Source organism: Brevundimonas sp., from assembly GCF_965227765.1.
Classification (GTDB): Bacteria; Pseudomonadota; Alphaproteobacteria; order Caulobacterales; family Caulobacteraceae; genus Brevundimonas.
Genome location: NZ_OZ245778.1, coordinates 849,262 through 862,164 on the forward strand (window position 1 = coordinate 849,262; position 12,903 = coordinate 862,164).

Consider the following 12,903-nt stretch of genomic DNA (forward strand, 5'->3'; position numbering starts at 1 on the left):
CCATGGCTGCGCGTGACGCGCTGCCTGTTGCGCGATCTAGGGTCCGGGCTGTGACGCGGGCGGCGTGGCGGCCTCGGCCTGGCGTGCGCGCTTGCCGCCGATATCCAGGCGCAGCACCGGGCTGACGAAGCACAGGACAAGGGCGGCGACCAGCAGCGCGGCGTTCATGACAAAAGGGACGCTCTCGCCCATCTGGTACAGGGCCACCCCGATGATGGGCGGCGCCAGGAAGCTGAACCCCGCCAGCGACATCATCAGGCCCGCGATGGCGCCCTGTTCGTTGGGCTTCACCGCCAGGGACGATCCCGCGGTGAAGCCCGGCCGGGCAAACCCCAGCCCCATGGACATGACGGTATAGCCGATGACCACGCCGAAGTAGCCCGGCGCCACCATGCTCAACATGTTGCCCGCCAAGGCCAGCGCCGCGCCCCACCGCATCAGGTCGCGCGGACCGAGTTTCAGCAGCGGGATCAGGCCCCATTGCGCCATCAGGGTCGCTGCGGCCCCGGCCAGCATGGCCACGCCGATGAAGGGCTGGGCCATGCGACTGGGCATGCCGGTCGCCGCCATCTCGTCGATGATGTGAAAGCCCAGCACCGTCATGTTGGCGGCCTGGGCGCTGGCCAGCAGGATGCCGAACAACAGGTGGTCGCGTACGCGGGGGTCCTTCCACAGCGACTTGCCGGCCCGTTTGGCGCGCGTGGCCGGGGCCGGGGCCAGGGTTGGGATGCGCGTCGCGTCGCCGCTGGGCAGCCGCTTCAGCACCATCCACCAGACCACGCCCCCGACCAGGGTGAAGGCGTAGAGCGGACCGGCCAGACCCACGACGGGCAGGACGAAGAAGGGCGCCAAGGCCGGGCCGACCACTGTTCCCAGGCCCATGGCCGAGGCCAGCATCGCCATCGCCTGGGTGCGTCCCGAGACCGAGGTGCGATCCGCCAGATAGGCCTGAGAGGCGATTGGCGCCGCCGAGCCGAAGCCGCCATAGATGGATCGGGCGACCGTCATCAGGGCGAAGGCCACCCCGACCGGCAGCCAGCCTTCGATCCCCGCTGTGGTCGCCACGCCGAAACAGGCCATGGAGGTGACGAACCCGCCTAGGCCGATCAGGATGACGCGCTTGCGTCCCAGCCGGTCCGACAGCCGCGCCCAGAAGGGCGAGGACACCATCCACAGCAGGGCGGACACGGCGAAAGCCGCTGCAACCAGGGTGTCGGGCAGGCCGAAATCCCGGCCTATCGCGGGCAGGACGGACTGCAGCGCCATATTGCCGGTCGCCGAGGTCAGGCCGACGAGGAACAGGATGATGAATGTGGGAGATCGTGGCGACACGGGGCGACCATAGGCAGGCGCGCGTGCGCCGTCACGTCGTTATGCCGAAGCTTTCGCGATCATGACGGGGCGCCGAGACTGGCCGGCGCAGGCTGCAACCGGCGTCCATTGTCCAGCCCCAGCCGCGCCTTGACCTCGAACAGGTCGCAGCCGGCCGGCACGATCAGCAGGGCCTTGGGCTGGGCGGCGTTGACGGCGACCACCGCGTTCTTGGGGCAGATGTCGAAACAGGCCGTCTCGATCACCGCCAGGGGCGCCTTGCGGCCCTTGCTCGATTTGGGCGGCGTCAGATATTTTCGCAGCGCCTTCTTCAGGGTCTTGTCGCCGTCGGGACCAAAGCCGCCGTCCAGCTTCTTCGAGCATTTCTTGCAGACCAGGATCAGGTCTCGCCACTCGGTCTTTGCGGTCTTGATGGCCATCCCCCCAGATTGGCGTCGGGCCGGTCCATCGCAAGCGCTTGCGATTCCCCCGTTCCGGCCCGAATGATCGCCGCGAACGGAGACACTGTGATGACGCCGATATTCCACCGCGCCTTCGTTACCGCCTGTTGCGCAGCCGGTCTTCTGATCGCGGGGGGCGCCCAGGCCCAGACCCAGGCCCAGACCACCTCGTCGGATACGCTCGCCGCCGATGTCGAGGCGGCGACACAGGCCGTCCTGCCGCGCGTGGTCGAATGGCGGCGTCATCTGCACCAGCATCCCGAGCTGGGCCTGGCCGAGACCAACACCGCCGCCTACATCGCCGAACGCCTGACCGCCCTGGGGCTTGAGGTTCGCACCGGCGTCGGCCGCACTGGGGTGGTCGGCGTGCTGAAGGGCGGGCTTGCGGGCGATCACGTCGTCGCCCTGCGTTCCGACATGGACGCCCTGCCGGTGCTGGAAGCCACGGGCCTGCCCTTCGCCTCGACCGACACGGGGACCTATCAGGGCCAGACCGTGCCTGTCGCCCACGCCTGCGGCCACGACGCCCACATGGCCATGCTGCTGGGCGCCGCCGAGGTTCTCAGCGGCATGAGGGACCGCATCCCCGGAACCGTCGTCTTCATCTTCCAACCCGCCGAGGAGGGCATTCCGCCGGGCGAGACCAAGGGGGGCGCCGCCATGATGGTCGAGGACGGCGCCCTGCTGAACCCCAGGGTCGAGGCCATCTTCGGTCTTCATGTCGTACCCGGTCGGGCGGGCGCTCTGTCGTGGCGGCCCCAGGGGTTCATGGCCGCATCCGACCGCGTCGACATCGTGCTGAAGGGCCGCCAGACTCATGGCGCCTGGCCTTGGCGCGGCATCGACGTCATCGCCGTCGCCGGTCAGGTGATCGAGACGGTCAACACCCTGACGGCCCGCACCGTGGATCCGACCACGACGCCGACCGTCTTCACCATCGCCACCGTCAATGCGGGCGTCCGCTACAACATCATCCCAGAGACGGCCACGCTCAGCGGCACCCTGCGCACCTTCGACATCGCCCAGCGCAACGATCTGGTCGCCCGCGCCGAGACCGCCATCGGCCACGTGGCCCAGGCTTACGGCGCCACGGCCGAGGTGAAGATCCTGCAAGGGGCGCCCCTGGTCTATAATGATCCTGAGCTGTCGGCCTGGCTGGCGCCCGTGCTGGTCGAGGCGGTCGGCGCCGAGAACGTCAATCCGGCGGCTCCGCCGACGCCCATCGCCGAGGATTTCAGCATCTTCCAGGGCCAGGTTCCGGGCGTCTTCTATCACCTGGGTGCGACCCCCGCCGGCATCGATCCGGCCGACGCCCCGCCCAACCATTCGCCCCAGTTCCAGGCCGATGAAAGCGTCCTGCCGGTCGGCGTCAAAACCCATGTCTTGACCGCGATGCGGTTCTTGCAGAGACCCATAAACCATGACGACGAATGACGAACTTGAGCGGTTCAAGGCCGCCCGCACCACGGCGATCTTCCGCCTCGACCTGATCGCCAAGGGCGCGCAGATCAAATACGACGACGGCACGCCGATCGACATGGCGTCCGAAAAGACGCGACTGCAGGAGGTGGTCGCCGACATGGATCGCCGCATCGCCCGGATCGAACTCGCCGACCTGAAGCCGACCGGCGCACCCCACTGACGCAACGAGGGCGTGTTCTGGCGCGCCCTTGCAATCTGTTTGGGTTCATGGTTCGTTCTCCTCTCGCAGGAGGAGTCCCCGATGCTGGCCAGCATAGCGACAGTCGCATTCGAGGGCGTGGACGCCCGGCGCGTGGACGTGCAGGTGCAGCAGTTGGGCGGTGGCGACCACGGCATTTTCTCCATCGTCGGCCTGCCGGACAAGGCGGTGGCCGAAAGCCGGGAACGGGTGCGGGGCGCCTTCGCCGGCATCGGCCTGGCGCTTCCAGCCAAGCGCATCATCGCCAACCTGGCGCCTGCCGACCTGCCCAAGGAGGGCAGTCATTTCGACCTGCCTATCGCCCTGGCCCTTCTCGCCTCCATGGGGGTGATCGCGCCCGACGCCCTGGAGGGCTGGGCGGCGCTGGGGGAACTGGGGCTGGACGGGCGGATCGCGGCGGTGGGGGGAACCCTGTCGGCGGCGATGGCGGCCAACGCCATGGGCCTGGGCCTGATCTGCCCCGAGGCCAATGGACCCGAGGCCGCCTGGGCCGGTGACGGCGTCTCGATCCTGGCGCCCCGGTCGCTGATCGGCCTGATCAATCATTTCAAGGGAAGCCAGGTGCTGGGCGCGCCCGAACGCGGGCCGATCAAGGCGGGCGCGCGGGTCGCCGATCTGCGCGAGGTCAAGGGCCAGGAAAGCGCCAAGCGCGCTCTGGAGGTCGCCGCCGCCGGGGGGCACAACCTGCTCTTCATCGGCCCGCCCGGTTCGGGCAAGTCGATGATGGCGTCGCGCTTGCCGGGCCTGTTGCCGCCCCTGACTACCCAGGAACTGCTGGAGACCTCGCAGATCTGGTCGGTGGCCGGCATGATCGAGCGGGGCGCCCTGACCCATGACCGTCCCTTCCGCGCGCCCCACCACTCCGCCTCCATGGCGGCCCTGACCGGTGGCGGCCTTCGGGCCAAGCCGGGCGAGGCGTCCCTGGCCCACAACGGCGTGCTGTTTCTGGACGAACTGCCGGAATATTCGGCCCAGGCGCTCGACAGCCTGAGACAGCCACTGGAGACCGGCGAGATCGTGGTCGCCCGCGCCAACCACCATGTGAAATACCCGGCGCGCTTCCAGCTGGTGGCGGCGATGAACCCCTGTCGCTGTGGCGTCGGCGGCTTCGGCAAGGGAGCGTGCGGCAAGGCGCCCCGCTGTCAGCGCGATTATCAGAACCGCATCTCTGGCCCCATGTTCGACCGCATCGACCTGACCGTCGAGACCCCGCCCGTGACCGCCGCCGACATGGCCTTGCCTGCGCCCGCCGAAGGCACGGCCGAGGCCGCCGCCCGTGTCTCGGTGGCCCGCGCCATGCAGGAGGAAAGGGTCCGCGCCCTCGGCCTCGATCCGGTCCAGGCCCGCGACCAGGGCATCAACGCCCGCTGTTCCGGCGAGGTGCTGGAGCGTTTCGCCACGCCCGACGAGGCAGGGCGCACCCTGTTGATGCGGGCGGGTGAGGCGGGCGGGCTGACCGCGCGCGGCTGGACCCGCACCCTGCGCCTGGCCCGCACCATCGCGGACCTGGACGGCTGCGACGGGGTGCTGCGCCGCCATATCGCCGAGGCCCTGATCTATCGTCGCAGCACGGTCGGCGCCGAGGCGGACTATGACCGCCAGGTCGCGACCAAGCCTTCCAGTCTGCCGGCCTGGTGAAGGCGCCGGCATGGCTCTCGCCTTGAACCGTCCTTAACTCCTGGCGTGCCAGTGTCGGGGTTCGACGGAGAGCGGCATGACGCGACAGGCCAGAAAGACCAGCTCGGACACCGCATCCCAAGGCGCAGCGCCAGCGGGCGGGGCCGATCCCTTCCTGCGCCTGATGAGCCACGAGATGCGCACGCCCCTGAACGGGGTCATCGGGATGCTGGGCCTTCTGACCCGCACCCGGCTGGACGGCGCCCAGCGCGCCTATGCCGAGGCGGCCAAGGATTCCGCCGAACATCTGCTGGGTCTGGTCAACGACCTGTTGGACTACGCCCGGCTGGAGGCCGGCAAGCTGGAGTTCGATCCGGCCCCGGTCGATCTCGAGACCTTGGTGCGCGGCGTCGCCGAACTGCTTAGCCCCCGCGCCCACGACAAGGGGCTGGAGATCGTCTGGTCGGTCGCGCCCGACGCCCCCGACATCATGGCCGACGAAGGTCGTCTGCGGCAGGTGCTGTTCAACCTGGCGGGCAATGCGGTGAAATTCACCGACACCGGCGGGGTCCGCATCGCCGTCGAGCGGGTCAGGATCAAGGACGGGGGCGGGCCGGACGAGGCGCCCACCCTGGCCTTCATCGTCGACGACACCGGACCCGGCGTCCCCGTGGCGGCGCGCGAACGCATCTTCGAAGAGTTCGGCCATGTCGATGCCTCCGACGCCACCCGGTTCGGCGGCGCCGGCCTGGGTCTGGCCGTTGTGCGCAAGCTGGCCACGGCCATGGGCGGCACGGTGACGGTCGGCGATCGCCCCGGCGGCGCCCCCGCCGGCGGATCGCGGTTCCGCTTCGAGGCCGCATTCGAAATCGCCGCCAATGCGGCCCGCCGCACACGCACCCTGACCGGCGCCGTCGTCGCGGTGCGCTCGCCAGACCCCTTCGTGGTCGCGTCGGCCCGCGACCAGATCAAGGCCAGCGGCGGCCGCGTCGCCGCCGACGCCTCCGTCACCCTGGTCGATCATGCCGAGGCGGCGGCGACCGGCCGGCCCCTGGCCTTGCCGCCAGAAACCGGGCGCGGCCTGGTGCTGCTGCGGCCCAACGACCGCGATCTGATCGCCCGCTATCGCGCCGCCGGCTTCCACGGCTATCTGATCAAGCCCCTGCGCCGCGCCTCCCTGGCCGAGCGGGTGCTGGCCGCCCAGGAGGACGCCGCCGCTGCGCCTTCGGGCGCCCGCCTGCTGGGGCCTGAGGACGATCGCGTCGCCCCCGTTCGCTTCGCCGGAACCCGTGTCCTGCTGGCGGAGGACAATCCGGTCGGCGCCCTTCTGGCCCGCACCCTGCTGCGTCGCGAGGGCTGTGTGGTCGAGACCGCCGCCACGGGCGACGAGGCCGTCGCCGCCTGCAAGCGCGCCCGCTACGACCTGGTCTTCATGGACATGCGGATGCCGGGCATGGACGGCCCCGCCGCGACCCGCGCCATACGGGCCATGGGAGATCGCACCCCGATCATCGCCCTGACCGCCAACGCCTTCGCCGAGGATCGGAAAACCTGTCTGGACGCGGGCATGGACGACCATCTGGTCAAGCCGCTGGAGCCCGACGCCCTGCGCGCCGCACTGGCCCGCTGGACGAACCGCGCGGACCGCGCCAAGGTCGCCGCCGCATAATACGACGTCGCCAGGGTCCTGAAACAGGTCCGTGGGGGAGGGCGTCGCGGAGACGCCCGAATGACCGAGACTTCCACGCCCGATCCCGTTTCGGCCAAACCGGCGGGCCGTTTCGGCGGCCTTGCCGTCTATGGCGAGCGACGCGTCTTCGTCATGCTGCTGCTGGGGTTCTCGGCCGGTCTGCCGAACCTGCTGATCTTCGACACCCTGTCGGCCTGGCTGCGCGAGAGCGGCCTGTCGCTGTCGGTGATCGGCTTCTTCGCCCTGGCCACCATCTCCTATTCGCTGAAGTTCGTCTGGGCGCCCCTGATCGACCGGACGGCGATCCCGATCCTGACCAAATATCTGGGGCACCGGCGGTCGTGGATGATCGTCACCCAGGCGGTGGTGATCTTTGGCCTCTGGTCCATCTCGGGGCTCAACCCGGCGACATCCCTGGCTCAGGTGGCGATGTTCGCCGTGCTGGTCGGCTTCTTCGGCGCGACCCAGGACATCGTCATCGACGCCTGGCGGATCGAGGCGGCCGACGACAGCCGCCATGGCGCCATGGCCGCCGCCTATCAGATGGGCTACCGCGTCGCCATGATCGTGGCCGGGGCCGTGCCCCTGGTCCTGGCCGAGCTCTATAACTGGAACCTGTCCTACGCCGTGATGGCCGGGCTGATGGCGTTCGGGGTCGCCGGCGTGCTGTTCGCCCCGCGCGAGAAGGCCCACGTCATCCGCCCCATCCCGGTCGGGGATGTCCCGTCGCGGCCGGGCCTCGAGGTCGGCGAATGGATCGTGCGGCTGGCCATCATCGCCGCCGCCGCCATGATCATGGGCTCGGGTCTGAGCGGTCAGGCCGTGCCGTTGAATGGTCTGCTGGGCCTGTTCGGCCTGTCGGCGGAAGGCCAGGCCGCGATCACCGAGGCCTGGGCCGCCAAGCCGGGCGGGGTCTATCTGCAGGTGGTGTCGGTGTTCGGCGGCCTGGGCCTGCTGGTCCTGGCCTGCTGGCCCATCCCGGGTCTGCGCACCCGTCCGGGCGCCTATCTGGCTGGCTCGTTCGGCGAGCCGCTGAAGGATTTCTACAAGCGGTTCGCGGGTGTCGCGACCCTGATCCTGGCCCTGATCTGCGTCTATCGGCTGGCCGATTTCGTGCTCAACATCATGAACCCCTTCTACCTGGATCTGGGCTTCACCAAGCTGGAGCTGGCCGAGGTACGCAAGGTGTTCGGGGTCATCATGACCACCCTGGGCGTCTTCATCGGCGGCTGGTCGGTGGCCAAGCTGGGCCTGATCCGGACCATGGTCATCGGCGCCTTCATGAGCCCGGTATCGAACCTGGTCTTCGCCTGGCTGGCCACCCAGGGGCCGGACCTGGGCGCCCTGACCATCGCCATCGGCGTCGACAACATCGCCACCGGATACGCGGGCACGGCCCTGATCGCCTACATGTCCAGCCTGACCTCGATCGGCTTTACCGCCACCCAGTACGCGCTGTTCAGCTCGCTCTACGCCCTGCCCGGAAAGCTGATCGCGTCCCAATCGGGCCGGATCGTCGAAGGCTCGGCGCGGGCCGCAGAGGCGGGAGGCATCTTTGGTCCGCTGAAGGCTCTGTTCACCCGCCTGCCGCCCGGATCCCTGGTCGAGGGCGCGGCGACCAGCGGCGTGACGCCCGCCGCCCTGGGCGCAGGCTATGTGGTCTTCTTCCTCTATTCGACGGTGATCGGCGTCTTCGCCATCGTCCTGGCCTTCATCGTCGCGGCAAAGCAGACGGCGTTGCAGGAGCGGAACCGCGAACAGGCCGAGGTCGAGGCGACCCAGGTTCAGCCCTCCTGAGCCGCCTTCCGCTCATCCGCGCCTGGTCGGATGAGCGGACGGCGCCGCGGTATCAGCCCTCGCCGCCCGTCCCGTCGTAGGCGGCGAAGGTGGCGGCGGTGATGATCTCCGAGACCGAGGCGCCCAGGTCGACGATCTGCACCGGCTTCTCCAGCCCCATCAGCAGGGGACCGATCACGCGGGCGCCGCCCAGGGCCTGGACCAGCCGGGTCGAGATCGAGGCCGAGTGGATGGCCGGCATGACCAGAACATTGGCGTCGCCGGTCAGGCGCATGAAGGGATAGGCCGCGCGGCTGGACGGATCCAGCGCCAACTCGGGCGGCATCTCGCCCTCGTACTCGAAATCGACGCCCTGTGCGTCCAGGATGCGGATCGCCTCGCGCACCTTCTCCGAGCGGTCGCCGGGCGGGTTGCCGAAGGTCGAATAGGACAGGAAGGCCACGCGCGGCGTGTGGCCCAGGCGGCGCACGTTCGCCGCCGCCTGGATGGCGATCTCGGCCAGTTCCTCGGCCGAGGGCAGTTCGTGGATCGAGGTGTCGGCCACGAACAGGGTCCGCCCCTTGGCCAGGACGATCGACATCCCGATCAGGCGTTTCTCGACGTCCAGCACGCGCTGGACCTCCTTCAGCACCATGTTGAAGTTGCGGGTCGTGCCGGTGACCACGGCGTCGGCGTCGCCCCGCGCCACCATGCTGGCTGCGAAATAGTTGCGGTCCTGGTTGATCATCCGCTGCACGTCGCGGCGCAGGTAACCGCGCCGTTGCAGCTTGGCGTACAGGAAGTCAGTGTATTCCAGGTTCTTGTGGCCAATGCGGGCGTTGACGATCTCGATGTCCATCGCGTCGAAATCCAGCCCGGCCTCGGCGGCGTTCTTGCGGATCAGGTCCTCGCGGCCCAGCAGGATAGGCGTGCCCAGTCCTGCCTGCTTGAAGCCCCAGGCGGCGCGGATGACGGGGGATTCCTCACCCTCGGCGAAGACCACCCGCTTGTCCGGCGCGGCGCGCACGGCGCCCGAGATCTTCTGCATCAGGGCCGCCGACGGGTCGGCCCGCTGGCGCAGGGAGGCGCGATAGGCCTCCATGTCCTCGATGGGTTTTCTGGCCACGCCCGTGTCCATCGCCGCCTGGGCGACGAAGGGCGGGATGTACCAGATCAGGCGCGGATCGAAGGGGGTGGGGATGATGTAGTCCGGGCCGAACTTCAGCTTGCGACCCGAGTATGCGGCGGCGACCTCGTCGGGCACATCCTCGCGTGCCAGCATGGCCAGGGCCTGGGCGCAGGCGATCTTCATCTCGTGGTTCACGCGGCGCGCCCGCACGTCCAGCGCCCCGCGGAAGATGTAGGGGAAGCCCAGGACGTTGTTGACCTGGTTCACATAGTCCGACCGCCCCGTGGCCATGATGGCGTCGGACCGCACCGAGGCCACGTCCTCCGGCGTGATCTCCGGGTCCGGATTGGCCATGGCGAAGATGATCGGATTGGGGGCCATGGAGGCCACCATCTCCTTGGTGATCGCGCCCTTGGCGGCCAGGCCCAGCACCACGTCGGCGCCGACCATGGCGTCGGCCAGGGTGCGGTGCGGGGTGTCGATGGCGAAGGGCGACTTCCACTGGTCCATGCCGTCGCGGCCGGTGTGCAGCACGCCCTTGGAATCGACGACGATGCAGTTCTCGGGTTTGACCCCCATGGCCTGCATCAGGCCGATGGACGACAGGCCCGCCGCGCCGGCGCCGGCTAGGACCAGCTTCACGTCCTCCATCTTGCGGCCGGTGATGTGGCAGGCGTTGATCAGGCCGGCGGTGGAGATGATGGCCGTGCCGTGCTGGTCGTCATGGAAGACGGGGATGTCCAGCAGGTCCTGAAGCTCGCTTTCGATGACGAAGCATTCGGGGGACTTGATGTCCTCCAGATTGATGCCGCCCCAGGTGTCGCCGATGTTCTTGACCACGGTGATGAACTCGTCCGGGTCGGTGGTTTTGACCTCGACATCGAAGCTGTCGACGTCGGCGAAGCGTTTGAACAGGACGGACTTGCCCTCCATCACCGGCTTGGACGCCATGTGACCCAGGTTGCCCAGGCCCAGGATGGCCGTGCCATTCGAGATCACGGCGACCAGATTGCCCTTGGACGTATAGTCATAGGCCTTGTCCGCATCGGCGGCGATGGCCAGGACCGGGATGGCCACGCCGGGCGAATAGGCCAGCGACAGGTCGCGCTGGGTCGCCATGGGCTTGGTCGGCGCCATCGAGATCTTGCCCGGCTGCGGCGTCGAGTGGAAATCCAGGGCGTCCTGATCGGAGAAGGTCTGTTTGTCGGTCAGGTCAGGCATGGCGCACTTTCAGCAGGGAGGCTGAAGTGTCCTAGAACGTGGAAACCTGAGGGACAACCGTGCGCGGTCGCGAGTTTTCGTCGTTTAGCGCGAAAGAATTCACCTCAGAATGAAAGGCTGCCCGTTCGCTCGATTTCGACGGGACCGGTCATGAAGACGTGGCCCAAGGCCTCATCCCAGTCGATCACCATCTCGCCGCCATCGACGATGACGGTGGCCTTGCGCCCGGTCAGGCCGCGCCGCGCCGCCGCCACCAGGGCCGCACAGGCGCCGGTGCCGCACGCCTTGGTCAGCCCTGCGCCCCGCTCCCACACCCGCAGGCGGATACGGTCGGGCGCCAGGACATTGGCGAAGCCCACGTTCACCCCTTCGGGAAACAGAGGATGATGCTCGACCAGCGAGCCCGAGCCGGTGACGAAGCCGTCGTCCTGGCGGTCGGTGAAGAAGACCACATGCGGATTGCCCATCGAGACGGCGCCCGGCGTGTGCAGGATGGGCGCGTCGATCGGCCCGACCTGCAGTTCGATGTTGCGGGTGTCCATTTCCTCGGCGAGCGGGATCTGCGCCCAGTCCAGACGCGGCGCCCCCATGTCGACGGTGACGCGGTGGTCGCCCGCCCGTGACGCGGTGGCCGGTCCGCCCGCCGTGTCGATCAGGACGGTGTCCTTGCCCGTCGCCTGCATCAGCATCCAGCCGACGCAGCGCAGCGCATTGCCGCAGGTCTCGACCACCCCGCCGTCGTTGTTCCACACCCGCATGAAGGCGTCGGCCGTGTCGGAAGGCTCAATGGAGATCAGCTGGTCGAACCCCTCGCCGGTCTCGCGGTCGCCCAGGGCCCGCACCTGATCGGGCGTGGGCTGAAAGGCGTGACCCAGCGCATTGACCACGACGAAGTCGTTGCCGGCGCCGTTCATCTTGACGAAGGGGCGGTTCATGAGAGGCATATACGCATCAGCAGCGCTGGACCCAACAGCTTGCCTTCCTTTCGTCATTGCCCGGCTTGACCGGGCAATCTGGCGGCGCCGAAGGCGATCTGTTCACGCAGGCGGTAGCCGCCACAGTTTTGCGCTCTCGCGCGCCGTTGGGTTCCCCGATCTGCGCCGCAAGCGGCTTGTCGGGAATGACGAAAGCAGACAGGTAGTCTATCGCTTGATCCGATGACCAGCGCCTCCAAGCCCCTGAAACGTCACGGTCTCGAGCTGCGCGCCCGGCTGCGCTACCTGTATCATGGCTCTTCGCCGCTGGCGGTGCGGTTCCGGCTGGCGGTCATCGTCATCGACTTCGCCATCATCGGCTTCTTCATCGCCGCGCCGATCCTGAAGGAGCATGGCCGCACCTTCTATGTCGTCGACTACGCCATTGCCGCCCTTCTGGCCGCCGACCTGATCGCCCGCATCTCGGCCTATTCGGACTGGAAGGACTGGTTCAAGCGGCCGATCAACTGGATCGACATCGTCGTGCTGGGCACATTGCTGTTCCCGACCTGGGCGCTGAACTTCGGCTTCCTGCGGATCCTGCGCCTGTGGACCCTGCTGAACTCGGACCTGTTCTGGCGCACCGTGGGCCACAAGTTCGACAATACGCGGGTCGAGGAAATCACCCGCGCCATGGCCGCCCTGGTCACCTTCGTCTTCGTCTCGACCGGCTTCGTCTATTCGACCTTCCGCGGCGCTCATCCGGGCATCAACGGCTATATCGACGCCCTGTATTTCACCGTCGCCACCCTGACGACGACCGGGTTCGGCGACGTCACCCTGCCGGGACCGTTCGGACGTCTTCTGTCGATCTGCATCATGCTGGTCGGCATCACCCTGTTCCTGCGTCTGGCCCAGACCCTGTTCCGACCCAACAAGGTCGCCTACGACTGCGAGGATTGCGGCCTGTCCAAGCACGACCCGGACGCCGTCCACTGCAAGGCGTGCGGCAATATGCTGTGCATTCCCGATGAGGGCGCCTGACTGTTGGACCTAAGCGGCCCGCCGTCTTTCGACGGCGGGCCGCAGATCACGGGCGTGCG

General features: G+C 68.4%; 10 protein-coding genes. 6 read left to right on the forward strand and 4 right to left on the reverse strand.

The features are described 5' to 3' along the window. Window positions 1-36 precede the first annotated feature (36 nt). Together ACO05L_RS04170 and ACO05L_RS04175 are read right to left on the reverse strand one after the other, a co-directional pair. The gene (locus tag ACO05L_RS04170) at window positions 37-1,332 is read right to left on the reverse strand and encodes an MFS transporter (protein ID WP_421730910.1); all 1,296 of its coding nucleotides are present in this window, start codon (window positions 1,330-1,332) and stop codon (window positions 37-39) included. A gap of 59 nt (window positions 1,333-1,391) precedes the next feature. Then, entirely contained in the window at window positions 1,392-1,751 is a 360-nt protein-coding gene (locus ACO05L_RS04175) for a hypothetical protein (protein WP_421730911.1), read from the reverse strand. Window positions 1,752-1,841: 90 nt separating this feature from the next. On the opposite strand from ACO05L_RS04175, the gene ACO05L_RS04180 reads away from it, so the two are divergent. The 5 genes from ACO05L_RS04180 (at window position 1,842) to ACO05L_RS04200 (ending at window position 8,557) form a co-directional block, all read left to right on the forward strand. Then, window positions 1,842-3,206 (forward strand): amidohydrolase, encoded by a 1,365-nt coding sequence (locus tag ACO05L_RS04180; RefSeq protein ID WP_421730912.1) that lies wholly within the window; start codon window positions 1,842-1,844, stop codon window positions 3,204-3,206. Then, window positions 3,193-3,414 (forward strand): hypothetical protein, encoded by a 222-nt coding sequence (locus tag ACO05L_RS04185; protein ID WP_421730913.1) that lies wholly within the window; start codon window positions 3,193-3,195, stop codon window positions 3,412-3,414. The genes ACO05L_RS04180 and ACO05L_RS04185 overlap by 14 nt, the downstream gene beginning before the upstream one ends. A gap of 81 nt (window positions 3,415-3,495) precedes the next feature. Next, on the forward strand, window positions 3,496-5,091 hold the full coding sequence (locus tag ACO05L_RS04190; RefSeq protein WP_421730914.1) for a YifB family Mg chelatase-like AAA ATPase: 1,596 nt from the start codon (window positions 3,496-3,498) through the stop codon (window positions 5,089-5,091). Window positions 5,092-5,167: 76 nt separating this feature from the next. Beyond that, window positions 5,168-6,739: a response regulator gene (locus ACO05L_RS04195; RefSeq protein ID WP_421730915.1), complete on the forward strand. Its 1,572-nt coding sequence runs from the start codon at window positions 5,168-5,170 to the stop codon at window positions 6,737-6,739. A gap of 60 nt (window positions 6,740-6,799) precedes the next feature. Then, complete coding sequence (locus ACO05L_RS04200; protein WP_421730916.1) at window positions 6,800-8,557, forward strand: AmpG family muropeptide MFS transporter; 1,758 nt, start codon at window positions 6,800-6,802, stop codon at window positions 8,555-8,557. 52 nt (window positions 8,558-8,609) lie between these two features. On the opposite strand, the gene ACO05L_RS04205 is transcribed toward ACO05L_RS04200, so the two are convergent. Together ACO05L_RS04205 and dapF are read right to left on the reverse strand one after the other, a co-directional pair. Beyond that, window positions 8,610-10,886 (reverse strand): NADP-dependent malic enzyme, encoded by a 2,277-nt coding sequence (locus tag ACO05L_RS04205; protein WP_421730917.1) that lies wholly within the window; start codon window positions 10,884-10,886, stop codon window positions 8,610-8,612. A 104-nt stretch (window positions 10,887-10,990) separates the two neighbouring features. After that, complete coding sequence (gene dapF / locus ACO05L_RS04210) at window positions 10,991-11,821, reverse strand: diaminopimelate epimerase (protein WP_421730918.1); 831 nt, start codon at window positions 11,819-11,821, stop codon at window positions 10,991-10,993. A gap of 222 nt (window positions 11,822-12,043) precedes the next feature. Between dapF and ACO05L_RS04215 the strand changes: the two genes are divergently transcribed. Then, entirely contained in the window at window positions 12,044-12,844 is an 801-nt protein-coding gene (locus ACO05L_RS04215) for a potassium channel family protein (protein ID WP_421730919.1), read from the forward strand. Window positions 12,845-12,903: the final 59 nt, after the last annotated feature.